Here is a 24008-nt window from a genome sequence, read left to right as displayed (position 1 = left end):
ACAACGTGTCTATCGTGGTCTCGTATACGGAGTCTCTGGCTCGGACGATGGACTGAAGGCGCCGGCCACGACATTGCGCGCATGGCCGAGACGGTAGCACAGTTGGCCCGGTTCGGGCTCTCGGAGACGGAAGCACGGACGTACGTCGCAGTGTTGGAACGGGGCAGCGCGACCATCGCGGAGCTCAGTACGGCGACCGACATCTCGACGGGCTACGTCTACGATCTCGTCGAGCGTCTCGACGACCGTGGGCTGGTCGTCGTCGACGACCACCGGACGCCGACACAGGTCCGGGCGGTCGATCCGGAATCGGCCATCGAGTCGATGACCGAGGAGCTATCCGAGTTAGCGACGGATCTGGCCGAGCGCCACACCGAAGCCGAACCGGACTACCCGGCGGTCGAACTCGTCAGGACGCGGGAGACGCTGTACGATCGACTGGAGCGACTCGTCGGGAACGCCAGCCAGGAGGTGTTCCTGTCGGTCCCCGCGCCGGCGATCGATCGTCTCACGCCCGCGCTGGAGCGTGCCGTCCGCAGAGGCGTGTTCGTGGCTGTCCTGCTGGGGACGGCCGGTGTCGACGGCCCGGTCGATGTCGAGCGGATCGCTCGTGGCACACACGTCGTCCGGACGTGGGAAGCGACCGTCGCCAGCCTGGCCGCCGCCGACGGGCGCGTCTCGATCACCAGCGACTCCTCGCTGTTGCACGGCCAACACCGCCAGGGTGAGTACGGGCTAGCGATCGAACAGAGTCCCAAAAACGCCACTGCGATCCTCTCGCAGTGGTCGAACTTCTGGGCGGCCGGCGAGCAGATCTACCGCGCCGACTCCCCCTCGCTTCCACTGGAGACCGTCTCGTTCCGACACGGACTGTTCGCCATCGCGACCCACGACGACCCCCACTCGCTGGCGGTGACCGCCCACCTCCTCCCCGACCAGGACAGGGAGACGCTGACCGGGCGGGTCGTCGAGACGAAACAGGGGCTGGTCGACCCCGTCACCGCCGAGTTCACCGGGCAGAACGGACTGGTGCTGGACGTCGACGGCACCCACCACAGCGTCGGCGGCAGCGGTGCCTACACCGAGGCGTTCGCGGCCGACCACCTCTCGGTGCGCGAACGGGAGTAGGTGGACAGGCGGCCCGCGGGGACACTCTCAGGGCCGGTGGAACTCGATCGCCGCACCCTGGCCGAAGCCGACACACTCGGTCGCCAGTCCCAGGTCGGCGTCCCGGCGGTTCATCTCGTGGACGAGTGTCACCGGGAGACGGGCGCCGCTTGCCCCCAGCGGGTGGCCGATGGCGATGGCGCCACCGTTGACGTTGAAGATCTCGTCGTCGAAACTCAGTTCGCGCTGGCAGTACAGCGTCTGGGAGGCGAAGGCTTCGTTCAGTTCGACCAGATCGTACTCGTCGGTGTCCCGATCGATCCGCTCGCCGAGTTTGCGGACGGCGGGGACCGGGCCGATCCCCATGACCGTCGGATCGACGCCGGCGACCTCGTGGGCACCGATCTCGGCTAAGACCTCCAGGTCACGATCCTCGGCGAACGCCCGGGAGGTGACCATGAGGCCAGCCGCTCCGTCCGAGACCTGCGAGGCGTTGCCCGGCGTGACTGTCCCGTCGGATTTGAACACCGTCGGCAGGCCCGAGAGTTTCTCCAGGGAGGTGTCACGGCGGATACCCTCGTCTTCCTCGATGCGACTATCGTCGGTCTCGATGGGAACGATCTCGTCGTCGAAGCGCCCTTCGTCGGTCGCCGCTGCGGCCCGCTCGTGGCTCCGCAGGGCGTACTCGTCCTGTGCCTGGCGGGCGACGCCTTTCTCATCGGCGACCTTCTCGGCGGTCATCCCCATCTGGAGTTCGCCGATGTTGTACAGGTCGGCCAGCCGCGGATGGACGTTGTGGGTGTTCTCGCCCATCTTCACGCGGGACATCGACTCGACGCCGCCGGCGATCAGGACCTCACGCTGGCCCGCAGCGACGGCGTCGGCCGCCCGCATCAACGCCTCCGCCGAGGAGGCACACCAGCGGTTGACCGTCGATCCGGGGACCGACTCGCCCAGATCCGACAGCAGCGAGATCACGCGGGCGAGGTTGTTCCCCTGCTCGCCCCGCTGCTGGGCACAGCCCCACAGCAGGTCGTCGACCTCGTCGGATTCGACGCCCGTACTGGCGAGCAACTGGTTGACGAGCGGGACCGAGAGTTCCTCGCTGCGAACCTCCGCGTACGCGCCGTCTTCTTTCCCCTGTGGCGTCCGTACCGCGTCGACGATAACCGGTGTTGGCATGGCCGGGTCAACGCCCCCGCTCGTGTTAAACCCTGACAAACTCGCAACCGGGTGCGGAGAGTTGTCCGCCTCGCGACGGCGGCGTCTTCGCGATCAGCCGTCGGCAAAACCCGGCGGCAACCCGGTGTGTTTGATGCCGCTGCGTTCCTCGATCTGGAACCGATAGACGACGATCTCCGCGGACTCGGCGAGGCGCTCGAACAGTTCGGGTCGCCACGCTCCGTCGAGGATCGTTTCGAGGCCCTCGACCGCCGACTCGCGGACTCGTTCCGGGCGTCCTGCCAGGACGACACTCTCCCAGTTGAACATCGACCGCACGTCGTAGACGAGAAAGCCCGCCTGCTCGGTGTCGTCGATGAGCCGCCGTTTCCGGCTGTCGGGACCGCCGACGAACGTGAAATACAGCGACTCGTCGTCGTAGCCATACGAGATCGGCACCATGTACGGTGCCCCCTCGGCCGGCAGACCGAGGACCCCGACTTGCTGGCTCGCGACGAACGCCCCGACGGCCTCGTCGTCCATCTGTGCCAGCCCGGCCGCTTCGAGTGAATCGACCGTCATATCTGCAACTTCGCCGAAATCCCGGTTAAGTAGTTCGGGGATTCTCCCCAGCGGGGAACGGCCGTTACTCGGTCGTTTCGGCGCCCGGTGCGTGCCGTTTCACGCTCTGGATGGCGTCGATGGTCTTGTTGCGCTCGGTGTAGCCCTCGCCGCTGTCGGCGAGGATGTTGCCGTTGCGGTGGCGCAGTCGCCAGCGCCACTCGTCGGCCGCGTCCGCGAACAGTTCGAAGACGGTGCTTCCCACCGGGAGCAGGGCCGCGTCGGCCGCGTAGTTCTGGACCCGTTCGAGACCGTCCATGGCCTTGCTCCGGTTGCTGTAGCCCTGACCGCTGTCGGCGATGATCTCGCCGTTGGCCGCTTCGAGCCGCCAGCGCCACTTCCCGGCGTTGTCCTCGTAGACCTCGAACCCGTCGTCAGTGGTGGCGTCGGGCGCGGTCCGTTGGACACGCTCGGCCGCGTTCCGGGCGCTCGCACGGGTCGTGTAGCCCTCGCCGCTGTCGGCGAGGATGTTGCCGTTGCGGTGGAGCAACCGCCAGCGGAACTCGCCGGCAGCGTCCGGGTAGACCTCGAACCCGACGGGGTCGAGCGTGAGGTAGGGGGCGCCGGGTACGTACGCCCGGACCCCGTCGAGGCCACGCCGTGCGTTCGATTTCGAGGCGTATCCCTCGCTGCCGTCGGCGATGATGTTCCCGTTGTCGTGGCGCAGCCGCCAGCGGTAGTCCCCGCCGGCGTCCTCGTAGACCTCGTAGGTCGCCTGGCTTTCCTCGGCCGGAATCTCGGGAACGTCTTCGGCGGTGTCGTCCTCGGTGGCCGCGGGCAGGACGACGACCCCGCCGCCGACGGCGTTGGACTGGACGCTTCGGAGGCCCTGCATCGCCTTCTGCCGGGAGGCGTACCCCTGTGCGCTGTCGGCGATGACGTTGGAGTTCCGGTGGCGGAGCCGCCAGCGGTGTTTGCCGGCTTTGTCAGTGTATACCTCGAAGGTCGCCTTCGAATCCATCGCGGCGGCGATGGTCTCCTGTGCTGCGGTCAGTTCGGCCTCGGTGGCGTTCAGGACCGTCGTCATCTCCTCGCGGGTCGCCTCGCTGGTCGCCAGTTTCTCGGTCAGCGAATCGCGTTCACGTGTCGCTTCCGCCGCGGTTTCGGTTGCTTCCTCGGCGGCCTGCGTGGCCTCGTCGGCCGTCTTCGTCGCGGTCGCTGCGGTCGATTTCATCCGTTCGTACTCCTCCCGGCGCCCGGTCAACAGCGGCGCGACGATCGCACCGACCGCGGTCAGGAACAGTCCGAACAGATACACCGAGACGACGCCCGTGTGACCGGCCGGTCCGGTCCAGTTCGACGGGTAGACCATCGTGAACCAGACGATGCCGGCCAGACAGACGACGGCCCCGAGATACGAGAGGGTCAGCGCCCGTCGCGACAACGGGAGCCTGAGTGTCGGTCCGACGATGAGAGCGACTAACCCGATCGCCCCCGAGATGTATCCCAACTGTCGGGGGAGTGAATTATCAGGTGAGAAGTAAAACAGCAGTAGGCCGGCGATGCCCAGGAGGATGCCGACCACGAACAGCCAGTATCCGTAGGCTTCGTCGTCTGTTGTCGGCTCACCGATTCGGCCACGGTACATCCGGACAAGGGGACTTCCCGATGACATATCATTGACTTCTCATTCAAGCTATATATCTCTTTGTGTGCCCACCTCGCTTCGTGTCACTTATCACCGTCGCGGCACAACACCAGTGGGAATGAGCAACCCGGAACTGGACGTCGTCGAGTTCCTGCTGACGACGGCCGTCTACACCGACCGACGGGACCTCGAACCGGACGACCTCCCGGCGGCCTACCGGACGGTGTTCTGGAGCGACGGGACGATCGAACGACCGCTGTCTGCGACGGAATCGACGGCCAGCGAGGCGACCGGTGTCGACCAGCCCTGGAACGCCGTCTCGGGACTGATGTTCACCGACCGGGACGATTTCTCGGGGACGATGTCGTTTACGAACCGCGAGATGGCCGAAGAGTGGTTCCTCGACCGCGTCGACGCTGCCCACCTCTCGAAGAACCCTGTGCTCGCGGCCGAGTTCGACCACGAGGTCGACGATCTCGACTACGAGCGGGCGCGTGAGCACAACCGTCCGGCACGGGCTGATCGGGCGTTCATCGACGCCATGCTGGAGGAGGCGTTCGACACCGAGGACGAGGACGACGAGGAGATGCTGGATCTCGTCGATGTCCGCGCGCCCGAGGAAGTCGAGATGACGATGAACGACCTCGTCCTCACTCCCGATCAGGAGGGCGAGATCCAGAAGATCGTCAAGGCAATCGAACACCGTGACTACCTCGCACAGATCGGGCTGCGTGAGATCGGGAAACTCCTCTTTGTCGGCCCGCCCGGAACCGGCAAGACCAGTGTCGCCCGCGCGTTGGCCCACGACCTGGACCTCCCATTCGTCGAGGTGAAGCTATCGATGATCACCTCGCAGTATCTCGGCGAGACCGCCAAGAACGTCGAGAAGGTCTTCGAGGTGGCGAAACGGCTCTCGCCGTGTATCCTCTTCATGGACGAGTTCGACTTCGTCGCGAAGACCCGCTCGTCGGACGAACACGCCGCGATCAAGCGGGCGGTCAACACGCTGCTCAAGAGCATCGACGAGATCTCGCTCATCCAGGACGAGGTGTTGCTCATCGGCGCGACCAACCATCCCGACCAACTCGACGCCGCCGCCTGGCGGCGGTTCGACGAGATCGTCAACTTCCCCAAACCCGACCACGACATGCGGGCCGACATCCTGCGGATCATCACCCGCGAGATGGACATCCTGGATTTCGACCCGTCGACACTGGCGGACCTCACGGAGGGACTGACCGGCAGCGATCTCCGGCTCGTCCTCCGGGAGGCCGTCTTGGAGGCGCTGACCGAGGAACGGACGACGCTGACCCAGCAGGACCTCGAAGACGCCGTCACCGACTTCGAGGAGCGTGACAACCTCAAGAACATGGACATGATCGAGGGCGATCACGACACGCTGGTTGCCGGTGGGGACTTCTCCGAGGCGGACGGCGGCCACGATCACGACCACTGACCGGCAGTAACACGTATCTACGTGCCCCGCGTCCAACAGCTATGGCAGACGACGTGTTCACAGAGACCGGCGAGACGGTCGAGGACTGGGCCGACGTGCGGATGACCGACCCCGAACAGGGCGAGTGGGACATCGACGCGGTGGTCGCTGGCGGCCGGGTTGAGTACGTGGACCTGCGGATCGATCCCGCGCTGTTGTCGGGGTTCATCGAGTGCCTCCTTGCGGATGTTGCTGCGGAACGGGCCGCGACAGTTCTCGCCCGGACCGTCGATAGACTGGATCTCGACCCCGCGGATATCGCCGACCGGACGGAGTAGCCGGCTCCGACTTCGAGAGAGCGACAGCCGCGCCGCCGTCCCGATCCGAAGCGGGGGGCTTAGGGCCGTCGCTCACACAGGGGGAGGTGATGGAGGTCACACTGCTGGGGACCGGCGACACGACCGGGACGCCGACCGTCGATTGCGACTGTGACACCTGTGAGCGAGCGCGTGCGCCCGACGCGGAACTCCGCGAGCGTGTCCGCGAGCGCGGCATCGATCCCACTGACGGCGTCGAGCGCTCCCGGTTCTCGGTGTTCGTCCGGAGCGAGTCGGGGGAGTCGCTGCTGATCGACTGTAGTCCCGACTTCCGCCAGCAGTTCCTCGACGCGGACGTGGGCCTGCCCGACGCCGCCCTCGTCACGCATATCCACTTCGATCACCTCGACGGGCTGGGCAACGCGTATCGTCTGTTCGACGACCTGCCGGTGTACGCCGCCGACGAGACCGATCCCGTCACCGGCGAGAGTGTCGCCGAGGGAGTCCGGAGCCGCTACGACTACCTGGATACCGTCTCCGTCCACCCGCAGACGCCCTACGAGCCGTTCTCGGTGGCCGGGCTGGAGGTGACCCTCGTCCCTGTCGAACACCCGCCGCTCGTCTGTTACGGTCTGCGTATCGAGGAGCCGGCGACCGGAGCCGTCCTCTCGATCTCTGGGGACACGTGTTACGATGTCCCCGAACGGTCCCGAGAACTGCTCTCGGGGGCGGATCTGGCGCTGGTCGAGGGGATCGTCCACCCCGAAGCCTGCGAGTTCCACCCGAAAGGCGGGGCGGATTTCGACGACGAGGGCGTGCCACGGACGTTCGGAACCAAACATATGACACTGCCCGGTGCCCGACAGTTCGCCGCTGACATCGGCGCCCGGGAGTACCGCATCGTCCACACTGCCCACTACGTTCCGGCCGACCGGGCGTTCGCCGACGACATCGCGCTCGACGGCGAGCGGTTCTCGCTGTAGACGAGCGTCCGACCGATTCGCGAGAGACGACACCGCTACACGGACCGTACCCCTTTGTGCGATGGGGACACAACGACACGCATGGACAGGCGCGGGATCGCCGAAGTCGTCGGTGCGGCACTGGTCAGCGGTGGGATCGCGGTCGCGGGACTCCGACTGTTCGCCGGGGAGATCAACTGGGTGCTCGTGATCGGCCTCGTCGCGAGCGTGAGTCTGGCCGCCGCAGCGAACTACCGTGGTCGGACCGGCCACGCCGAACAGGTCGCCAGCGAGGCGCCCGACGTGACCGCGGAGGCAGTCGAGGCACACGCGCCGGACAGAGCGGGTGACGACGGCGAGCCACTCGAAAGGGCGGCCGACGGGAGCGCCACGGACAGGGACGACTGAACCCGCCGCTCACCCGAAACGGTCCAGCCCGGACTGGCGGCGGGCACGGCCTGCGGGGGTCGGGTCCCACGGTGTTCGCTCGGCGCGCAGCGTGTCACCGTCGACGGCGGGCGGGTCCGCGGGTTCGTACCCCCCGCAACTGGCTCCACAGTCGTCGCTCGCCCGGACCGCTCGGTCCAGCCAGGCACAGTAGGGCCGACCGTCGGCGTCGGGGGTACACTGCGTACAGCCCGGATAGTCGAAGCTGCGCCACCCTTTCGCGTAGGCCCGTTCGGCGATCCGGCGACGCGCCCTGGCTTTCGCCCCCGCGTCGACGATCCGGATGTCCGTCCGGCCGGCGTGCGAGTCGAGCGGTTCGACGCCGGGCTCGTCGGGCCGGAGCGTGGTCGGCTCCCGAACCACCTCCCGGTCGCCGGTCTCGGGGTCGAACCGCCAGACGCCGACCGCGTCCGGGATGCGATTGAGGTGCGCCCTGGTGACGTAGGAGGCCGTCGCCAGCACCACCTCGTCGGCCAGCGCGAGCGACACGTCGGTCCGGAGCTGTCGCTGTAGATCGCCGGGCCGGTCGAGGTCGGGTTTGTTCTCGATCGCGGTGATCCCGCCGATCCAGTCGGGATACCGGGTCGTCTGCCGGACGTAGGTCCGGCCGCCGCGGCGCTCCCGCTCGAAGAAGCCCCGCTCGACGGCCAGCTCGACGGCTCGCTCGGCACGATCTGGGTGGCAGTCGAAGGCCGATTTCCAGTAGCGGGCCTCACCCGGCCCCACGTCGGACTCGACGGCGGCTGCCGGGAGCCGCTCGGCCGTGATCGCGGCCCGCTCTGGGAACTCCGGGCCGGGATCGATCACGACCGTATCGAGTACTCGACGACCGTGGACGTGGCCACCCAGTTGTCGGCTGACGAGGCGTCCCTCGCGTTCGAGGTGGGCACACAGCGCCAGTTCGAAGTCGAACTCCCGCACAGCCACAGGAAGGGGCGCCGCCGGCAAAAGCAGCCCGCCTGTCCCTGCAGTCGCGTCGCTCGCCGAGAGAGCCATCTCAGCCGCCGCCAGAAAGCCCGTACAGAACGGGGCTCTCTAGATAGTTTCCCCCTCTCTCGCGGTTTTTTCAGCCCGTGAAGCCGCTGTTGGAAGTTTATTACACGGGGGACCGAAGTGAGGAGCACATGGGGATGGTTACCTGCGACGCCGACAACGGCGCCGGGGAACGCACGCGCCGCGTCCTCGTCGTCGACGACGAGCCGATGGTAGCGACCGCTGTCGCCGAGTACCTCGAAGCAGTCGCCGACGCACTGGAGGTGGTCCACACGACGGCACCGACGACGGCGCTCGAACGGCTCGACGGGTCGTTCGACTGCGTCGTGACTGACTACGAGATGCCACAACTCGACGGATTGACGCTCATCGATCGAGCCGAGACCGACGCCGCGTTCGTCGTCTTCTCGGGCGTCGACGACAAGTCCGTGGCCCAGCAGGCTCGCGACCGCGGGGCGATCTTCGTCTCGAAGGGGGCTGGGACTGACCAGTACGACGAACTCGCGACACTCGTCTGCGAGCAGGTGACCTGACGGGGCCGGCACACTCGTCGGGCAGAAAACACTTCTCTCCGGATTCCGACGCCAACAGACGATGAGCCGGTCCCCCGATTTCTGCCCCCACTGCGGTGAGGAACTCGACAGCGTGGTGGTGCGCTGTCCGAACTGCCGAACCGATCTGGGCCGGCGCACAGACGGCGACAGTTCCAAGAGCGCTGGACTGGCGGCGCTCCTTTCGCTGTTGATCACGGGTGTCGGTCACCTCTACCTCGGTGCAGTCGCCCGCGGTGCAGGATGGTTCGTCGGCGGGATCGGTCTCGCCGTGATCCTGGGGCTGACGATCCCCGAACTCAGTCCGCTCAGCTTCCTCGTCCCGGTCGCCGCTGCTGTTGACGCGTACACACTGGCGTCCTGATGGCGCACTGTGGGCTGTCACCGCGTGTGCCGGGCGGAGCCCTCACGCGCGCAGAACAGTAGGTTTATCACCCGCAGGCGGCGAACTTCCCACCACGATTACTCCCGACATGACATCGAACAAACAACCGGAGGTGAACATCGGACTCGTCGGCCACGTCGACCACGGCAAGACCACGCTCGTACAGGCCCTGTCAGGTGAGTGGACCGACCAACACTCCGAGGAGATGAAACGCGGTATCTCCATCCGGCTCGGCTACGCGGACGCGACGTTCCGTCGCTGTCCCGAGGCCGAGGAGCCCGAGGCGTTCACCGTCGAGGAACACTGCGAGGACCACGACGTCGACACCGACTACCTCCGAACGGTGTCGTTCGTCGACGCCCCGGGCCACGAGACGCTGATGGCCACGATGCTGTCGGGCGCGGCGATCATGGACGGTGCGGTACTGGTCGTCTCCGCGACCGAACCCGTCCCGCAGGCACAGACCGAAGAACATCTGATGGCCCTGGACATCATCGGTATCGACAACATCGTCATCGCCCAGAACAAGGTCGACCTCGTCGACCAGGAACAGGCGATGCGCAACTACGAACAGATCCAGGAGTTCGTCGAGGGAACCGTCGCCGAGGACGCCCCGATCGTCCCGATCAGCGCCCAGCAGGAGGCCAACATCGACCTCCTCATCGACGCTATCGAGGAGGAGATCCCCACGCCCGACCGGGACCCCGACGCCGACCCGCGGATGATGGTCGCACGCTCGTTCGACATCAACCGCCCGGGCACCACCTGGGAAGACCTGATGGGCGGCGTGCTTGGCGGCTCGCTCGTCCAGGGGGAACTCGAAGTCGACGACGAGATCGAACTCCGGCCCGGCCGAGAGGTCGAAGAGGGCGGCAAGACCGAGTGGCGGCCGGTGACTACCGACGTTCGGTCGCTGCAATCGGGCGGCGACTTCGTCGACACGGTGACTCCGGGCGGCCTGCTCGGCGTCGGGACCGGACTCGATCCCGCGATCACCAAAGGCGACGCGCTGGCCGGCCAGATCGCCGGTCCGGAGGGAACGCTCCCGCCGACCCACGAGCAGTTCACGATGGACGTGGATCTGCTCGAACGCATCGTCGGCGACGAGGGCGGCGAGGTCGAAGAGATTTCGACCGGGGAACCGCTCATGCTGACTATCGGCACTGCGACGACCGTCGGCTCGGTCACCAGCGCTCGGGACGGCGAGTGTGAGGTCGCACTCAAACGCCCGGTCTGTGCCGAATCCGGTTCGAAGATCGCCATCAACCGCCGTGTCGGCGCGCGCTGGCGGCTCATCGGTGTCGGGACGCTTCGTTGATGATCGTGCTGGACACCAATGCGCTCATGATGCCGGTCGAGTGTGAGGTCCGTCTGTTCGAAGAACTGGACCGGGTCGCACGAGGGACCGGTGGCGACGCCGGAACGGTCACCTACGCCGTCCCCGAGGCCGTCCGGGCCGAACTCGACAAACTCGCAGACGGTGCCGGCACCGAGGCGACCGCAGCGGCGGTCGGACAGGACCTGCTCGACCGGTGTTCGATCCGCCAGACCGACGCCAACTACGCGGACGACGCGGTGTTGGAACTGGCACGCAGCGACGACGCGACACACGCAGTCACGAACGACAACCCCCTGAAACGCCGCCTGCTCGACGCGGGCGTTCCGGTAATTAGTTTACGGGGCAAGAACAAACTGGGTATCACTCAACCATAACACATGTACAAACGGGTACGCCTCCGCGATACGGTCGAAGTTCCGCCACGGCATCTGGCAGACGTTAGTCCGGATCTCGTCAAGAAACTCCTGCAGGACAAACTCGAAGGACGGATGGACGAAGACGTCGGCAGCGTCGTCTCGGTCATCACCGTCCACGACATCGGCGACGGTGCGGTGTTGCCGAACAAACCCGGCGTCTATTACACGGCCGAGTTCGACGCGCTGACGTTCGATCCACAGATGCAGGAAGTCGTCGACGGCGAGGTCGTCGAAGTCGTCAACTTCGGTGCCTTCGTCGGCATCGGGCCAGTCGACGGCCTGCTGCACGTCTCACAGATCTCCGACGAGTATCTCGCCTACGACGGGGAGAACAACCAACTCGCCTCGCGCGAGTCCAACCGAATCCTGGCCGAGGGCGACGCCGTCCGGGCCCGCATCGTCACAAAGAGCATCGACGAGCGCAACCCACGGGACTCCAAGATCGGGCTGACGGCGAAGCAGGTCGGTCTGGGCAAACACGGCTGGCTCCAGGAAGAGCGAGAACAACGCGAAGCGACGGCGGAAGCCGGTGAGAGCTGATGGCGGACCGACTCGTCTGCCGGGACTGTCACCGCGTCCAGGGCGCCGATATCGAGAGCCAGTGCGAGGCCTGTGGCGGCACCTCGCTGACCGAGGACTGGGCGGGCTACGTGGTCATCGCCCACCCCGAGGAGTCCGACATCGCCAAGGAGATGGAAGTGAGCAAGCCGGGCCAGTACGCGCTGAAGGTCCGCTAACGTGGCGACCCTCGAACTCCCGGAGACGCTCCGAGCGGCGTTCAAAGAGCCCCTGGGTCCGATATACACCGACACAGCGGCGCTGCTTGCCGACGCCGGCGATCCGATCGTCGCCGTCGGCGACATCGTCACCTACCACTTGCTCGAAGCCGGTCGGACGCCGGAACTGGCGCTGGTCGACGGACGGACCCACCGGAGCACGGTCGACGAGGAGATCGAGGCCGCGGTCGGCGGGTTCGACCGCCGGGTGACCGTCGAGAACCCGCCTGCGACGCTGACCGACGCGTTGCTCGCCGCGGTTCGCGACGGACTCGACGACGGCGGGACGACACTGATCGTCGTCGACGGCGAGGAAGACCTGGCGGCGCTGCCGGCGGTACTCGCGATACCAGCAACCGGTAGCGTCGTCTACGGCCAACCGGAGGAAGGGATGGTGTTGGTCACGCCCGACGGCGAGGCACGCGACCGGGCGCGGTCGCTGCTCGAACGGATGGACGGCGACAGCGACCGGGCGCTTGCCGTTCTCGACAACGTGTAGGTCACTCGGGGCGTGGAACGCTGATGTTGCGCATCTCGGCACCACACTTCTCGCAGGTCGTCGGCGTCGTCTCGCTACAGATACGGGTCCCACACTCCGTGCACTCGTAGCGTTGTTCGTCGTCGTCACACGGGGCTGGGTCTGACCAGAGTGGCATCTTCGCGTGTAGGTGCACGGGCCGGACGCTTAACCCTTGGTACCGTGTGACAATTACTGGACGTTCGTGGACCGCGAGAGCACGTGGACGTGCCGGACCAGCGACCGGTGGACGCGCCGTTCGAAGCGGTCGGTGACGGTCCAGCCGGCGCTCGTCGCCGCGTCGGACCAGTCGCGGTCGGCGACCAACACGCACCGCGGTGCGATCCGGTGGGCTTCCGTCAGCGCCCCCGAGACGAGCGGGGCCAACTCCCCCTCGATCCGGGACTGTCGGCCGTACGGCGCGTCGAAGACGACGGCGTCGGCGGTGCCGTCCGGCAGCGGGAGCGAGGCCGCGTCCGACCGGACGAGGTCCCAGCGGCCCGAGGTGGGGTAGCTATCGCGACCCGGATGGCCGTCCCCGTCGAGGACGTGCCGGAGGTTCCGGCGGCTCCCAGTGATCATCTTCGCCTGTGCGTCCCCACCGAGGACACGAGCGCCGACGAGTCCGGCCTCCAGCAGGAGGCCGCCGGTGCCACACATTGGGTCCAGTACCGTCGCACCCGGTCGGGCACCGGCGATGTTGACGAGCGCACGGGCCTCCAGCGGTGCCATGCTACCGGGCTGGAAGAACGGTCTGTCGGTGGGCTGCCGGTCGCCGAAATCCCGGTGGCTCTCGACGGCCAGCCATCCGACGGCCGAGCAGGCCTCGCCATCGCTCTCTCCGTCGGCTGACTCCTCATCGCCGGCGGGGTCGGTGAAGTAGACGTACAGGACGTTGTCGGGGTCGTCCAGGTCGACGGCGAAGCCACGGTCGGTGAGCACGCCGCCCAGTTCCCGCTCGGCGCGTTGGGTGTCGACGCCGGCGCTGCCGCGAACGTCGACCGCACGCACCGCGACGGTTCCCGTCCGTTCCAGCGTCGCCGCTTCCAGCATCGCCCGCGCGCCGGCGATGTCGGGGTCACTGGTCCCGAGCAGTTCGCTGGCGCGATGGGTCAACGCGAGGTGGTGGACGCGGTCGGTGATCCCCCGTGCAGTGACCAGGCCGGGACCCAGCCGTTCGACGCCGCTCGCGGCACTCGCCGCTTCCCGGGCCGCGAAGGCGTCGTCCTGGCCGCCGAGTTCGAGGAGGTACACGCCCGTGTGCTGTCTCCCGGCGCGTATGAGCGTGCCGATCGCCGGCTCAGGAGTCAACTGGGTGACGTTTCCACTGGCCGACCTGTCATCGATGGCATGAACCTTTATAAGCCTTAAATACGAGGTTTAAGTCGAGATATGGCTGACCCCAAGGAGACCATCAACATCGAAAACGTCGTCGCCTCGACTGGAATCGGTCAGGAGCTCGACCTCCAGAGTGTGGCGATGGACCTCGAAGGGGCGGATTACGACCCCGAGCAGTTCCCTGGCCTGGTCTACCGCACCCAAGATCCCAAGTCCGCGGCGCTGATCTTCCGTTCGGGCAAGATCGTCTGCACCGGCGCGAAATCCACCGAGGACGTCCACCAGAGTCTACGTATCGTCTTCGACAAGCTGCGCGAGCTGAACATCCAGGTCGACGAGGAACCCGAGATCGTCGTCCAGAACATCGTCACCAGCGCCGATCTGGGCGAGAACCTCAACCTCAACGCCATCGCGGTCGGGTTGGGACTGGAGAACATCGAGTACGAACCCGAGCAGTTCCCCGGGCTGGTCTATCGACTCGACGAGCCCGATGTCGTCGCGCTGCTGTTCGGATCTGGGAAGCTCGTCATCACAGGCGGGAAGGAACCCGAAGACGCCGAGAAGGCGGTCGATCAGATCGTCTCCCGACTCGACGACCTCGGACTGCTGACCGACTGAGAGGGGCGCCCGTCCGGATCGCACCGCAGGCGTCCCGGGACAGTTCCCCATGACCCCACTGAAACACAACGCACAAGCGCCGTGCGGCCCCACCATCCGGCATGGTTCTCCAGGCCGGCCCGGCGGGACTGCTCGGCGGTGGACTGCTGGCGGTGGTCGTCACGCTCTGTGTCACGTGGGTGTTCTACGCCGTCACGCTCCACCTGGCGGCGACGTTCTTCATCGGTGAGGTCCCCAGCCAGCTCGCCGCGAAGGCAGCGATCGTCCCCTCCGTCGTCTCGTTGTTGCTCCAGCGCTACGGCGTCGAGAGCGGGATCGTCTCCCCGAGTCTGGGTGTGCTGGTCGTCCTCGTGATCACGCTCATCGCGGACGGCATCGCGATCAGTGCCGTCTACCGGCTTTCGGGGCGGTCGACCGCGCCGCTCGTCGTGTTACACCTGGCTTTCGCCGCCGTGCTCGGGTTCGCGCTGAACAACATCTTCGGGTTCGTCTGACCCGTCTGGAAACCGTTAACCGCGCCCGCCCGTTTCCTCCTCGTACCCAATGCGCGAGAACGACCGGGCGATCGTCGCGTTTACCGGGCTATCACACGCCGTCGTTCACACCTACGAACTGTCGATCCCGATACTGGTGTTGGTCTGGCTCACCGAGTTTCCCGTGACGACGGCGATACTTGGTCCGGTCGTCGCCGTCGGCTACGGCCTGTTCGGGGCGGGCGCGCTCCCCGGCGGGGTCCTGGCCGATCGCTACGGTCCCAAATGGCTCGTCGTCGGCTGTCTCCTGGGGATGGGGGGGTCGTTCCTGCTGTTGAGCCTCGCACCGAACGTCCCGACGATCGCGCTGGCACTGGCCGTGTGGGGACTGGCTGCGAGCGTCTATCATCCGGCGGGGCTGTCGCTCATCTCGACGGGCGTCCACGACCGCGGGACCGGTTTCGCCTACCACGGGATGGCCGGTAACGCCGGCATCGCGCTGGGGCCGCTGCTCACCGCGCTGTTGTTGCTGGCCTTCGACTGGCGGCTGGTCGCCGGCCTGCTGGCGATCCCGGCCGTCCTCGCGGTCGCGGTCGCGTTCACTGCGGAGTTCGACGCGACGGCGGCGGTCAGTACCGACGGCGGTGCGGGCAACGACGGAACCGAGACCGACGGTGCGCCGACGTCCATCTCGGCGTTTCTCACGGATTCCCGAGCGCTGTTCACCGCCGGCTTCACGCTGGCGCTGGCTGTCGTCGCGATGAACGGCCTGTTCTACCGGGGCACGCTCACCTTTCTGCCGGACGTCCTCTCGGGGTATCTCCCCAGCGTCACCGAGTACGTGCGCCTGTTCGAGCCCGGTAGCGCGATGGCCCAGGAGTTCGATCTGGCGTCTTACGTCTACACGGGGCTGTTGGTGGTCGGCATCGGGGGCCAGTTCGCCGGGGGGAAGCTCACCGACAGGGTCCCGGTAACGACCGGCCTCGCCGGCGTCTTCGCCGGCCTCGCCGTCGTCAGTGTCCTGTTCGTCCCGGCAGCCGAGGCCGGCGTCGGGCCGCTGTTGGCGATCAGCGCGGTGCTTGGCTTTCTCCTGTTTGCCATCCAGCCGCTGTATCAGGCGACTATCGCGGAGGTCAGCCCGCCCGGCGACCGGGGGCTCTCGTACGGCTACACCTACCTGGCGAACTTCGGCGTCGGTGCGGCGGGCGCGGCGGTGTCGGGCTTCCTGCTGTCGGCCGTCGGCGAGAGCGGGACGTTTCTCGGGCTCGCACTGTTCCCGCTCGTCGGCGTGGCGCTGGCCGTGGGGCTGGCTCGCCGACTCCGGACGGACGCCACGGCCGCTTGAGGCCACTCAGCTCCGGTTTGACCGTCCACGAGACATTTACCGGGACCGTCGGAACAGGCTGGTATGTCACTCGATCGCCGACGGTTCCTCGCAGCCGGTGCCGGAGCGGCGTCCGCCCTGACCGCCGGCTGTACGGGCCGTCTCACACGATGTCTGCCGTTCGCCGACAGCGGGATGCCCCACGACGCGGCGATCGCCGTCACGTCGGTCGGCTCGGTGCCGTACGGCGCTCCCCTCCTCGACGCCGCGGATCTCCCCGACCGCGAGCGGGACCTGCTTCGGACCGCCATCGACGACGGTGTCGTCAGGGCCTGCATGCGGGACGAGACCGATCGGACCGGTGCGTTCTCGGCGTTCGCCGATCGCGTCGACCAGGAGACGTATCTCGCGGCCGGCCCGGACCGCTACGCGCTCTGGGTCCGCATCACCGACCAGGTGTTCGCGGCGACCGGCGATTCACCGGCGGGTGACGCCTCTCCCTGTTGTTGACCAAACCGTTTTCCGGCCCGCTCCCGCCATTTCCGCCATGGATCACGAACCGAACCTCGACCGGTTCGAGTCACGCCGCTCGACGGCCTACGGGACCCGCGGTGTCGTCGCGACGAGCCAGCCACTCGCCGCACAGGCTGGCGTCGACGTGCTCAGAGCGGGGGGCAACGCCTTCGACGCTGCCGTCGCGACGGCGGCGACGCTCAACGTCGTCGAACCGATGAGCACCGGCCTGGGCGGTGACGCCTTCGCGCTGTACCGGACTACCGACGGCGGGGTCGGCGCGATGCGGGCCTGTGGCGGCGCACCCGAGACAGCGACGCTGGAGCGGGTCCGCGCGGCTGCCGCCGAGTCACAAGGGAGCGACCCCAGCGACGCCGAGATGCCCGAACGCGGCCCGCTCGCGGTGACCGTCCCCGGCGCGCCCCGCGGCTGGGAAGCGACGGTCGAGCGGTTCGGCCGGCTGGACCTGGCGGCCGTGTTGGACGACGCCGTCCACTACGCGACCGAGGGGTTCCCGGTCAGCGAGGTCATCGCCTCGGCCTGGGGGCTCTGTGAGCCTGCGCTCCGAAACGACGCCGCCCGCGAGCAGTACCTCCTCGACGGCGAGGCCCCGGCGGTCGGCGAACGGATGGCGCTGCCCGAACTGGGGACGACCCTGGAGACACTCGCCGCCGAGGGTGCCGACCCGTTCTACGAGGGTGCGATCGCCGACAGCATCGTCGAGACGGTCCAAGACGCCGGCGGCCTCCTCGAACATGACGACCTCGCGGGGTTCGAGGTCGAGTACCCCGACCCCGTCTCGACGACCTACGACGGGACCGAGGTGTTCGAACTCCCGCCGAACAACCAGGGGCTCATCGCCCTGGAGGCGCTGAACATCGCCCGGGAAGTCGGTGTCCCCGATACCGAGGACCCCGTCGAACGGACCCACCTGCTCGCGGAGTCGACGAAACTGGCGTTCACCGACGGGCACCGCTACATCACCGACCCGGCGTCCGAGCCGATCCCGCCGCTGAACTCGGGGGAGTGGGCACGCGAGCGGGCCGCCGAGATCGGCGAGACGGCGATCGACTCCCCGGAAGTCGGGATGCTCGACTCGCCCGCCGAGGACGCCGACACCGTCTTGCTGACCGTCGCCGACGGCGAGGGGAACGTGGTCTCCTTTATCAACTCGCTGTTCATGGGCTTCGGGAGCGGTCTCGTCGCCGGCGACACCGGACTCACGCTCCAGAACCGCGGGGCGTCGTTCGAACTCGACCCGGACCACCCCAACCGTGTCGAGCCGGGAAAACGACCCTTCCACACGCTCATCCCGGGTCTCGCGCGGTTCGGCGACCGCGACTGGGCAGCCTTCGGCGTCATGGGCGGGTACATGCAGCCCCAGGGCCACGTCCAGGTGCTCTCGAACCTGCTGGACCGTGACATGCCACTGCAGGCGGCGCTGGACGAGCCACGCTGGCGCTACCGCGAGGACGGGACCCTGGCGACCGAGGCCCGCTTCGACGCCGACGTGGCGTCGAAACTCGCCCGCCGGGGCCACGACGTGGCCGTCGATGTCCCGCTGCGCTTTGGCGGCGCACAGATCGCCCGCTGGAACGACGGAACGCTTTCGGGAGCGACCGAACCGCGGAAAGACGGGACTGTCGACGTGTATTGAGCGGCCGGCGTCGTCGCGGTAGCGGCCGCTGTCGTGATAGTGGTCACAGTTGCGGGGAGCATACTGCGCCGAGCGACGCGAGGCGCAGTTTCACGTCACGCGACCGAGCGCAGCGAGGGAGCGTGACGGGCGTTTTTCGCGTAGATTTTTGCGAACCGGGTACCCGCAGGGGCGCGAAGCGAGCGAGGACACCCCCTGCAGTCAAACGGTACTATTCCACGAGCCGCTCGATCTCGGTCACCAGCACGTCGCTGGCACCGACCTGCTTGAGGTCGTTGATCGTCTCGAAGACATCGCTGTCGTCGACGACGGCGTGGACGGCCACGTCCTCGCGGCCGGCGATGTCCATCACCGTCGGGCCGCCCATGCCCGGCAGGACCGCCTTCACCTCGTCGAGGGCGTCCTGGGGGACGTTCATCATCAGGTAGCGTTTGCCCTCCGCCGAGAGGACCGACTGGAGCGCGGTCCGAACCTGCTGGACCTTCTCGTCGTCGGCGACGTCCGCGCGGGCGAACAGCCGCACCGACGACTGTAACACCTCGTCGACGATCTCCAGGCGGTTCATCCGCAGTGTCGTCCCCGTCGAGGTGATGTCGACGATGCCGTCGGCGATGTCGACGTGCGGGGTCAGTTCCGTCGCGCCCGAGACCTCGGTGATGTCGACCTCGACGTCCAACTCGGCGAAGTAGTGCCGCGTGACGTTGGGGAACTCGGTCGCGATCCGGCCGCCGTCGAGGTCGTAGACGGTCTGGATCTCGCTGTCTTCCGGTGCCGCGAGGACGAGCCGACAACTCCCGAACTCCAGGTCCAGTAGCTCTTCGAGGTTATCCGGGTCGGCCTCGCGGACCTGATCGAGGCCAGTGATACCCACGTCGGCGGCGCCGTCGGCGACGTACTCGGGGATGTCGGCGGCCCGGGCGTAGAGGACGGTCACGTCGGGATCGACCGTGTCGGCGTACAGTTGACGGTCGGCGCCGTCGACGATGTGGAGTCCGGCCCGTTCCAGCAGGTCCTCTGCGGGGTCGTGCAAGCGGCCCTTGTTAGGGACGGCGATGCGCATATTCGCCCTGGGAGGGGGGCGGGCAACTGTCTTTCCCCTCTCGGACGGACCCGGCCGAACTAAGGACGGTCCACTCGAATCCGGTACCATGAGTGACCTCCTCGTCAGCGGTGGACAGGTTCTCCGACCGGACCGGACAGTCGAGCGCGCTGACGTTCTGGTCGACCGAGACAGCGGCGAGATCCTGGCGGTCGACGACCCTGGTGAACTGGGCGGCGACGACGATCTCGACGCCGACGGCGGACTCGTGATCCCGGGGCTCGTCAACGCCCACACGCACGTCTCGATGACGCTGTTGCGGGGGTACGCCGACGACAAGCCCCTCGACCGGTGGCTCCAGGAGGACATCTGGCCCGTCGAGGCCGAACTCACCGCCGAAGACATCCGTGTCGGCGCCGAACTCGGCCTGGTCGAGATGCTCAAATCCGGAACGACCCTTCTCTCGGACATGTACTTCCACGTCGAGGAGATCGCCGACGCCGTCGAACAGGCTGGGCTACGGGCGGTGCTTGGCTACACCGCGGTGACCGTCGGCAAAGACGACGAGGGTGCCCACGCCGACCTCCAGGAGAGTCTCGACGTGGCTCGGGAGCTAGACGGCGCCGCCGACGGCCGTATCAGGACGACCTTCCAGCCCCACTCGTTGACGACCGTCGGCGAGTCCTACCTCCGGGAGTACGTCCCACGGGCCGTCGAGGCCGGCATGGCCGTCCATCTCCACGCCAACGAGACGACCGACGAGGTCGAGCCCATCGTCGACGAACACGGCGTCCGGCCGCTCTCCTACGCCGACGACATCGGGCTGCTCGGGCCGGACACCTTCCTGGCTCACTGTGTCCACGTCGACGACACCGAGATCGACCTGCTGGCCGAGCGCGATACCGGCGTCGTCCACTGCCCGGCTTCGAACATGAAACTCGCGAGCGGGATGGCACCGGTCCAGCGGTTGCTCGACGCCGGGGTCACCGTCGGCCTGGGGACCGACGGCGCCGCTTCGAACAACGACCTGGACATGTTCGACGAGATGCGCGACGCGGCCATGCTGGGCAAACTGGCGGCCGACGACGCCAGCGCGGTCGACGCCGGAACCGTCGTCGAGATGGCGACACACAACGGTGCCGACCTGCTGGGGTTCGACAGCGGTCGCATCGAAGCCGGCGCCAACGCCGACCTGGCGGTACTGGACTTGGAGAGTCCCCACTTGACCCCGGCCCACGATCTCGTCTCGCATCTGGCCTACGCCGCCAGCGGGAGCGACGTCCGCCACACGGTCTGTGATGGCCAGGTTCTCATGCGGGACCGCGAGGTCACGGTCTTCGACGAGACGGCGGTCCGCGAGCGGGCCAGCGAACACGCCCGTGACCTCGTCGAACGTGTGACCGGAGACGGCGAATAAACGACGATATTCGTTTTTAAACGCTTTGAACGGTTTTCAGGAGGTTTCCCTATCGGCCGAACGACGGTGAACGAACTGAACGGCTTGGGGGGTTTACACTGGATTCAGTACTACCTGAGAGACGAGATGAACGCGAAACTACCAGCACTGATCGCCACACTGGGCCTGGTCCTGTTCGCAGTTGGACCGGGTGCAGTCGGGAGTGTCGGCGCTGCATCGGCCGACGAGGGCGGCGGTTCCCTCGCCGTCGATGTCTCGCAAGCGGGAGACCAGAACGTGACCGTGGCTGTCACGGCGAACGATTCCGCTGTCGCGAACGCCTCGATCAACGTCACCGTGCGTGACGAGAACGCCACGTACGCGGACGAAGGGAACTTCACCACTGACGAAAACGGGACGGTTGATCTGTCGGCGCCGAACCAGACCCTCACGGTCGACGTGACCGCGACGGCTGACAACCGGACGGCCACGACGACGGACACGCTGAGCGAGGCCATCGAGGTCGAGGACAACGAAGACTTCCAGGAGGGGTTCTCTTCGTTCATCACGTACCTCGTGACCAGCGGGTACTACACTGGCCCCAACGCGGACACTCCTGGTGTCGGTGATGAGGTCTCCGAGTTCGTGACGGCGAACAACCCGAGTACGATCGACGACAGCGACAACGAGAGTGCGGATAACGAAACCGAGCTTGACGACAACGAGACTGCAGATAACGAAACCGAGCTTGACGACAACGAGACTGACGGCGAACGTGGGCCGCCTGCAGACGCCGGTCCACCAGAGGATGCGGGGCCGCCTGAAGACGCCGGTCCGCCAGAGGACGCGGGGCCGCCTGAAGACAAGTTCGACGACGATTCGGACGACGGCGAGGAGGCTGACGAAGAAGACACCGACGACTCGGACGAGAGCGACGATACAGACGAGGAAGCGTCCGAGGACAGTGAAGACGACGCACGCGGGCCGCCCGAGGACGCCGGACCCCCTGAGGACGCTGGTCCGCCAGAGGACGCCGGACCCCCTGAGGACGCTGGTCCGCCAGAGGATGCTGGACCCCCTGAGGACAAGTTCGCAGACGAATCGGACGATAGTGACGATGCCGACGAGGAGGAATCCGAAGATAGTGAGGAAGCCGAAGAGTCCGAGGATAGCGAAGAAACTGAAGAATCCGAGGACGGCGAGGAAGCTGACGACGCCGACGACTCGGACGAGAGCGACGATGCAGACGAGGAAGCGTCCGAGGACAGTGACGAGTCAGATCAGGAGGAGTCCGAGGACAGCGAGGAAGCCGACGACACTGACGACGCAGACGAGGAAGAGACCGAAGACAGCACCGACGACGAGACCGACAGCGACGACGAGCGTGGCCCGCCCGAGGACGCCGGACCCCCTGAAGACGCCGGTCCACCGGCTGACGCCGGTCCGTAGTACGGCGGTCGACCATTTTCGATCTCCTTCTTTCGCGCTTCGACGGGTCGGGGCGGCACTGCCACCACTCGTTCGGTAGGGTTTAGAGTCCCGTCGCCTACCGACCTAGCATGACAGAGCCGATCTCAGCCCGCCTCGACGACGTCGAGGCAGCCCGCGAATCCGGCCGTCGGAAGATGGACTGGGCCGCCCAGCATATGCCGATCCTCTCGGCGCTGCGCGAGCAGTTCGAGACCGACCAGCCCTTCGCCGACGAGCGAATCGGGATGGCGATGCACGTCGAGGCGAAGACCGCCGTCCTGGCGGAGGTCCTGGCCGCCGGCGGCGCCGAGGTCGCGATGACCGGGTGTAACCCGCTCTCGACCCACGACGATGTCTCGGCGGCGCTGGATGCCGTCGACGGCGTCACCTGCTACGCCGAACGCGGTGTCGACGACGAGGCCTACTACGGCGCGATGGAGGCGGTTCTGGCCCACGAGCCGACGATCACCGTCGACGACGGGATGGATCTGGTGGCGATGGTCCACGAGGACTACCCCGAACTGATCGACACCATTGTCGGCGGGGCCGAGGAGACGACCACCGGCGTCCACCGACTGCGCGCGATGGACGAGGACGGTGAACTCGACTACCCGGTGTTCGCGGTCAACGACACACCGATGAAGCGGTTGTTCGACAACGTCCACGGGACCGGCGAGTCCTCGCTGGCGAGTATCGCCATGACGACGAACCTCTCGTGGGCCGGCAAGACCGTCGTCGTCGCCGGCTACGGCCACTGTGGCAAAGGCGTCGCCAAGAAGGCCAGCGGCCAGAACGCCGACGTGGTCGTCACCGAGGTCGAACCCCGCCGTGCGCTCGAAGCGCACATGGAGGGCTACGACGTGCTGCCGATGGCCGAGGCCGCAGCGATCGGCGACGTGTTCATCACGACGACGGGCAACCGTGATGTCATCGTCGAGGACCACTTCCAGCGGATGGACGACGGCGTCCTGCTGGCTAACGCCGGCCACTTCGACGTGGAGATCGATCTGGACGCCCTCTCGGACCTTGCTGTCGACACCTACGAGGCCCGCGACGGCGTCCAGGCCTACGAGCTGGCCGACGGCCGCCGGCTGAACGTGCTGGCCGAGGGCCGACTCGTCAACCTCGCGACCCCCATCGCCCTGGGCCATCCGGTCGAGGTGATGGACCAGAGCTTCGGCATCCAGGCGGTCGTCGTCCGGGAACTCGTCGCGAACGGCGACGCCTACGACGCCGGCGTCCACGACGTCCCCGATCGGCTGGACAAGGAGGTCGCCGAGATCAAACTCGACGCCGAGGGCGTCGCCTTCGACTCGTTGAGCGACGAGCAAGCCGAGTATATGGATTCCTGGCAGCACGGGACATGAGTGGTCCGAGCGGAGCGAGGACCACTGTAAGCGAGCGGTAACCGCAGGGAACCGCGAGCAGTAGGGAGATCCGGAACGAGCGAAGCGAGTGAGGATCTCCGAATCGTCGAACGGGGAACGCAGTGACCCGTGAGACGTAGCGAGGTCTGCGCAACGCGAAGCCCTCGAACCGGACCGGCGACCGCAGGGAGCCGTGGA

27 protein-coding genes are annotated in these 24008 nt (G+C 67.0%); 20 read left to right on the top strand and 7 right to left on the bottom strand.

Annotated elements, in window-relative coordinates; genetic code table 11:
• Positions 1 to 81: 81 nt before the first annotated feature.
• The gene (locus VJ109_RS07570; RefSeq protein ID WP_324760267.1) at positions 82 to 1128 is read left to right on the top strand and encodes a helix-turn-helix domain-containing protein; all 1047 of its coding nucleotides are present in this window, start codon (positions 82 to 84) and stop codon (positions 1126 to 1128) included.
• Positions 1129 to 1155: 27 nt separating this feature from the next.
• On the opposite strand, the gene VJ109_RS07565 is transcribed toward VJ109_RS07570, so the two are convergent.
• From VJ109_RS07565 to VJ109_RS07555, 3 genes are all read right to left on the bottom strand, one after another.
• Positions 1156 to 2289, bottom strand: coding sequence for a thiolase family protein (locus VJ109_RS07565; RefSeq protein WP_324760266.1), 1134 nt, complete (start codon positions 2287 to 2289; stop codon positions 1156 to 1158).
• Between the two features lie 93 nt (positions 2290 to 2382).
• Positions 2383 to 2850, bottom strand: coding sequence for a pyridoxamine 5'-phosphate oxidase family protein (locus VJ109_RS07560; protein WP_324760264.1), 468 nt, complete (start codon positions 2848 to 2850; stop codon positions 2383 to 2385).
• Between the two features lie 64 nt (positions 2851 to 2914).
• Entirely contained in the window at positions 2915 to 4477 is a 1563-nt protein-coding gene (locus VJ109_RS07555; RefSeq protein ID WP_324760317.1) for a YegP family protein, read from the bottom strand.
• Between the two features lie 118 nt (positions 4478 to 4595).
• On the opposite strand from VJ109_RS07555, the gene VJ109_RS07550 reads away from it, so the two are divergent.
• The 4 genes from VJ109_RS07550 (at position 4596) to VJ109_RS07535 (ending at position 7599) form a co-directional block, all read left to right on the top strand.
• The gene (locus VJ109_RS07550) at positions 4596 to 5933 is read left to right on the top strand and encodes an ATP-binding protein (protein ID WP_324760262.1); all 1338 of its coding nucleotides are present in this window, start codon (positions 4596 to 4598) and stop codon (positions 5931 to 5933) included.
• Between the two features lie 41 nt (positions 5934 to 5974).
• Entirely contained in the window at positions 5975 to 6250 is a 276-nt protein-coding gene (locus VJ109_RS07545; RefSeq protein WP_324760260.1) for a hypothetical protein, read from the top strand.
• 89 nt (positions 6251 to 6339) lie between these two features.
• Positions 6340 to 7212, top strand: coding sequence for an MBL fold metallo-hydrolase (locus VJ109_RS07540; RefSeq protein ID WP_324760258.1), 873 nt, complete (start codon positions 6340 to 6342; stop codon positions 7210 to 7212).
• 81 nt (positions 7213 to 7293) lie between these two features.
• Complete coding sequence (locus tag VJ109_RS07535; protein WP_324760256.1) at positions 7294 to 7599, top strand: hypothetical protein; 306 nt, start codon at positions 7294 to 7296, stop codon at positions 7597 to 7599.
• Between the two features lie 9 nt (positions 7600 to 7608).
• Here the strand turns inward: VJ109_RS07535 and VJ109_RS07530 are convergent, their stop codons facing one another.
• Positions 7609 to 8559 (bottom strand): DUF5787 family protein, encoded by a 951-nt coding sequence (locus tag VJ109_RS07530; protein WP_324760254.1) that lies wholly within the window; start codon positions 8557 to 8559, stop codon positions 7609 to 7611.
• A gap of 203 nt (positions 8560 to 8762) precedes the next feature.
• Between VJ109_RS07530 and VJ109_RS07525 the strand changes: the two genes are divergently transcribed.
• From VJ109_RS07525 to VJ109_RS07495, 7 genes are all read left to right on the top strand, one after another.
• On the top strand, positions 8763 to 9164 hold the full coding sequence (locus tag VJ109_RS07525; RefSeq protein ID WP_324760252.1) for a response regulator: 402 nt from the start codon (positions 8763 to 8765) through the stop codon (positions 9162 to 9164).
• Between the two features lie 61 nt (positions 9165 to 9225).
• A complete protein-coding gene (locus VJ109_RS07520; protein WP_324760250.1) occupies positions 9226 to 9546 on the top strand; it encodes a zinc ribbon domain-containing protein in 321 nt (106 codons plus the stop codon).
• 109 nt (positions 9547 to 9655) lie between these two features.
• Complete coding sequence (locus VJ109_RS07515; RefSeq protein WP_324760249.1) at positions 9656 to 10885, top strand: translation initiation factor IF-2 subunit gamma; 1230 nt, start codon at positions 9656 to 9658, stop codon at positions 10883 to 10885.
• Positions 10885 to 11280 carry a PIN domain-containing protein gene (locus VJ109_RS07510; RefSeq protein WP_324760247.1) on the top strand — a complete coding sequence of 132 codons (396 nt, stop codon included), beginning with the start codon at positions 10885 to 10887 and terminating at the stop codon, positions 11278 to 11280. Before VJ109_RS07515 ends, VJ109_RS07510 begins: the two co-directional genes overlap by 1 nt.
• A gap of 3 nt (positions 11281 to 11283) precedes the next feature.
• Entirely contained in the window at positions 11284 to 11862 is a 579-nt protein-coding gene (locus VJ109_RS07505) for a DNA-directed RNA polymerase (protein ID WP_324760245.1), read from the top strand.
• Positions 11862 to 12059: a transcription elongation factor subunit Spt4 gene (spt4, locus tag VJ109_RS07500; protein WP_324760243.1), complete on the top strand. Its 198-nt coding sequence runs from the start codon at positions 11862 to 11864 to the stop codon at positions 12057 to 12059. The genes VJ109_RS07505 and spt4 overlap by 1 nt, the downstream gene beginning before the upstream one ends.
• Position 12060: 1 nt before the next feature.
• Entirely contained in the window at positions 12061 to 12597 is a 537-nt protein-coding gene (locus VJ109_RS07495) for a GTP-dependent dephospho-CoA kinase family protein (RefSeq protein WP_324760240.1), read from the top strand.
• 1 nt (position 12598) lies between these two features.
• Here the strand turns inward: VJ109_RS07495 and VJ109_RS07490 are convergent, their stop codons facing one another.
• On the bottom strand, positions 12599 to 12754 hold the full coding sequence (locus VJ109_RS07490; RefSeq protein ID WP_324760239.1) for a rubrerythrin-like domain-containing protein: 156 nt from the start codon (positions 12752 to 12754) through the stop codon (positions 12599 to 12601).
• Between the two features lie 53 nt (positions 12755 to 12807).
• Entirely contained in the window at positions 12808 to 13869 is a 1062-nt protein-coding gene (locus VJ109_RS07485) for a methyltransferase domain-containing protein (RefSeq protein WP_324760238.1), read from the bottom strand.
• Positions 13870 to 14007: 138 nt separating this feature from the next.
• Between VJ109_RS07485 and VJ109_RS07480 the strand changes: the two genes are divergently transcribed.
• The 5 genes from VJ109_RS07480 (at position 14008) to VJ109_RS07460 (ending at position 18538) form a co-directional block, all read left to right on the top strand.
• On the top strand, positions 14008 to 14571 hold the full coding sequence (locus VJ109_RS07480; protein WP_276178855.1) for a TATA-box-binding protein: 564 nt from the start codon (positions 14008 to 14010) through the stop codon (positions 14569 to 14571).
• A gap of 101 nt (positions 14572 to 14672) precedes the next feature.
• Complete coding sequence (locus VJ109_RS07475; protein ID WP_324760235.1) at positions 14673 to 15065, top strand: DUF7473 family protein; 393 nt, start codon at positions 14673 to 14675, stop codon at positions 15063 to 15065.
• 49 nt (positions 15066 to 15114) lie between these two features.
• On the top strand, positions 15115 to 16389 hold the full coding sequence (locus VJ109_RS07470; RefSeq protein WP_324760233.1) for an MFS transporter: 1275 nt from the start codon (positions 15115 to 15117) through the stop codon (positions 16387 to 16389).
• A gap of 63 nt (positions 16390 to 16452) precedes the next feature.
• Entirely contained in the window at positions 16453 to 16878 is a 426-nt protein-coding gene (locus VJ109_RS07465; RefSeq protein WP_324760231.1) for a hypothetical protein, read from the top strand.
• Positions 16879 to 16915: 37 nt separating this feature from the next.
• Positions 16916 to 18538, top strand: coding sequence for a gamma-glutamyltransferase family protein (locus VJ109_RS07460; protein WP_324760229.1), 1623 nt, complete (start codon positions 16916 to 16918; stop codon positions 18536 to 18538).
• A 211-nt stretch (positions 18539 to 18749) separates the two neighbouring features.
• On the opposite strand, the gene hisG is transcribed toward VJ109_RS07460, so the two are convergent.
• Positions 18750 to 19598 carry an ATP phosphoribosyltransferase gene (hisG, locus tag VJ109_RS07455; protein WP_324760227.1) on the bottom strand — a complete coding sequence of 283 codons (849 nt, stop codon included), beginning with the start codon at positions 19596 to 19598 and terminating at the stop codon, positions 18750 to 18752.
• A gap of 88 nt (positions 19599 to 19686) precedes the next feature.
• Here hisG and VJ109_RS07450 point away from each other — a divergent pair, with 88 nt between their 5' ends.
• From VJ109_RS07450 to VJ109_RS07440, 3 genes are all read left to right on the top strand, one after another.
• Positions 19687 to 20994, top strand: coding sequence for an amidohydrolase (locus VJ109_RS07450; RefSeq protein ID WP_324760224.1), 1308 nt, complete (start codon positions 19687 to 19689; stop codon positions 20992 to 20994).
• Positions 20995 to 21120: 126 nt separating this feature from the next.
• On the top strand, positions 21121 to 22422 hold the full coding sequence (locus VJ109_RS07445; protein ID WP_324760222.1) for a collagen-like domain-containing protein: 1302 nt from the start codon (positions 21121 to 21123) through the stop codon (positions 22420 to 22422).
• A 110-nt stretch (positions 22423 to 22532) separates the two neighbouring features.
• Positions 22533 to 23810: an adenosylhomocysteinase gene (locus tag VJ109_RS07440; protein WP_324760220.1), complete on the top strand. Its 1278-nt coding sequence runs from the start codon at positions 22533 to 22535 to the stop codon at positions 23808 to 23810.
• The last annotated feature ends 198 nt before the right edge of the window (positions 23811 to 24008 follow it).

It is taken from the genome of Haloarcula montana, assembly GCF_035666295.1.
GTDB classification, from domain to species: Archaea; Halobacteriota; Halobacteria; order Halobacteriales; family Haloarculaceae; genus Haloarcula; species Haloarcula montana.
The sequence above is the reverse complement of the archived record's forward strand: the minus strand, read 5'-3'. Positions and strand labels throughout refer to the sequence as shown.

What these genes read in the sequence shown, in the direction of transcription:
- VJ109_RS07520 (WP_324760250.1), top strand. Translation starts at nt 9,226, where the DNA reads ATGAGCCGGTCCCCCGATTTCTGCCCCCACTGCGGTGAGGAACTCGAC.
- VJ109_RS07535 (WP_324760256.1), top strand. Translation starts at nt 7,294, where the DNA reads ATGGACAGGCGCGGGATCGCCGAAGTCGTCGGTGCGGCACTGGTCAGC.
- VJ109_RS07550 (WP_324760262.1), top strand. Translation starts at nt 4,596, where the DNA reads ATGAGCAACCCGGAACTGGACGTCGTCGAGTTCCTGCTGACGACGGCC.
- VJ109_RS07540 (WP_324760258.1), top strand. Translation starts at nt 6,340, where the DNA reads ATGGAGGTCACACTGCTGGGGACCGGCGACACGACCGGGACGCCGACC.
- VJ109_RS07470 (WP_324760233.1), top strand. Translation starts at nt 15,115, where the DNA reads ATGCGCGAGAACGACCGGGCGATCGTCGCGTTTACCGGGCTATCACAC.
- VJ109_RS07465 (WP_324760231.1), top strand. Translation starts at nt 16,453, where the DNA reads ATGTCACTCGATCGCCGACGGTTCCTCGCAGCCGGTGCCGGAGCGGCG.
- VJ109_RS07545 (WP_324760260.1), top strand. Translation starts at nt 5,975, where the DNA reads ATGGCAGACGACGTGTTCACAGAGACCGGCGAGACGGTCGAGGACTGG.
- VJ109_RS07440 (WP_324760220.1), top strand. Translation starts at nt 22,533, where the DNA reads ATGACAGAGCCGATCTCAGCCCGCCTCGACGACGTCGAGGCAGCCCGC.
- VJ109_RS07560 (WP_324760264.1), bottom strand. Translation starts at nt 2,850, where the DNA reads ATGACGGTCGATTCACTCGAAGCGGCCGGGCTGGCACAGATGGACGAC.
- VJ109_RS07445 (WP_324760222.1), top strand. Translation starts at nt 21,121, where the DNA reads ATGAACGCGAAACTACCAGCACTGATCGCCACACTGGGCCTGGTCCTG.
- VJ109_RS07490 (WP_324760239.1), bottom strand. Translation starts at nt 12,754, where the DNA reads ATGCCACTCTGGTCAGACCCAGCCCCGTGTGACGACGACGAACAACGC.
- VJ109_RS07475 (WP_324760235.1), top strand. Translation starts at nt 14,673, where the DNA reads ATGGTTCTCCAGGCCGGCCCGGCGGGACTGCTCGGCGGTGGACTGCTG.
- hisG (WP_324760227.1), bottom strand. Translation starts at nt 19,598, where the DNA reads ATGCGCATCGCCGTCCCTAACAAGGGCCGCTTGCACGACCCCGCAGAG.
- VJ109_RS07525 (WP_324760252.1), top strand. Translation starts at nt 8,763, where the DNA reads ATGGGGATGGTTACCTGCGACGCCGACAACGGCGCCGGGGAACGCACG.
- VJ109_RS07555 (WP_324760317.1), bottom strand. Translation starts at nt 4,477, where the DNA reads ATGTACCGTGGCCGAATCGGTGAGCCGACAACAGACGACGAAGCCTAC.
- VJ109_RS07510 (WP_324760247.1), top strand. Translation starts at nt 10,885, where the DNA reads ATGATCGTGCTGGACACCAATGCGCTCATGATGCCGGTCGAGTGTGAG.
- VJ109_RS07565 (WP_324760266.1), bottom strand. Translation starts at nt 2,289, where the DNA reads ATGCCAACACCGGTTATCGTCGACGCGGTACGGACGCCACAGGGGAAA.
- spt4 (WP_324760243.1), top strand. Translation starts at nt 11,862, where the DNA reads ATGGCGGACCGACTCGTCTGCCGGGACTGTCACCGCGTCCAGGGCGCC.
- VJ109_RS07450 (WP_324760224.1), top strand. Translation starts at nt 19,687, where the DNA reads ATGAGTGACCTCCTCGTCAGCGGTGGACAGGTTCTCCGACCGGACCGG.
- VJ109_RS07460 (WP_324760229.1), top strand. Translation starts at nt 16,916, where the DNA reads ATGGATCACGAACCGAACCTCGACCGGTTCGAGTCACGCCGCTCGACG.
- VJ109_RS07515 (WP_324760249.1), top strand. Translation starts at nt 9,656, where the DNA reads ATGACATCGAACAAACAACCGGAGGTGAACATCGGACTCGTCGGCCAC.
- VJ109_RS07505 (WP_324760245.1), top strand. Translation starts at nt 11,284, where the DNA reads ATGTACAAACGGGTACGCCTCCGCGATACGGTCGAAGTTCCGCCACGG.
- VJ109_RS07570 (WP_324760267.1), top strand. Translation starts at nt 82, where the DNA reads ATGGCCGAGACGGTAGCACAGTTGGCCCGGTTCGGGCTCTCGGAGACG.
- VJ109_RS07480 (WP_276178855.1), top strand. Translation starts at nt 14,008, where the DNA reads ATGGCTGACCCCAAGGAGACCATCAACATCGAAAACGTCGTCGCCTCG.